The 548-nt window shown below is 43.2% G+C and carries 1 protein-coding gene; it reads left to right on the forward strand.

The annotated features are described in order from the left end of the window. Positions 1–548 (forward strand): transposase (locus tag CXR02_RS21950; RefSeq protein ID WP_146072592.1); only part of this gene is annotated, 548 nt, incomplete at both ends.

Below are 548 nucleotides of genomic sequence, written 5' to 3' on the forward strand. Positions count from 1 at the left end.
GGTTTCTAACTGATAATGGCTACCACTTTATCCGCCTAAATCCTTTACAAGCGCGAATTGAATTAACCAGCTTCCGTTATAACAAAACCGATGTCAATGATGCCCAAAATCTCGCCTTGAGTAGTTTTGACCGTAAACGGCAGCTGACAACACCAACCGCCCGTGTTTATCAAGATTTACGCGATCTGAATCGGTTCTATCAGAATGTAAACGAAGATGTGGTCCGGCTTAAGAACCGGTTACACAAGGTTCTGCAGTTAACCTTTCCTGAATTAGAACAAATCCTCAGTACAACGGATGGTGAATTTTATTGGCGAATTGTTGATCATTACGCCCATCCAACATTGGTATCCTCAGAAGACCAAACCCAGATCATCGCTTTTTTGGCCAGTATTTCAAAAAAGAAGGTTACCAGCACGTACCTGCAAAGGATTGCCCAACCCCTAACGGCATTAACCCATCAAGCTTTTCCGGCCGTAGCGATTGATTCTCCCAAAGTGATGGAAATTCGCTACTATGCCCAACAATTAATCCATGGTAACCAACAA

This window comes from Arthrobacter sp. 4R501 (assembly GCF_002929755.1).
Taxonomy (GTDB): domain Bacteria; phylum Actinomycetota; class Actinomycetes; order Actinomycetales; family Micrococcaceae; genus Arthrobacter.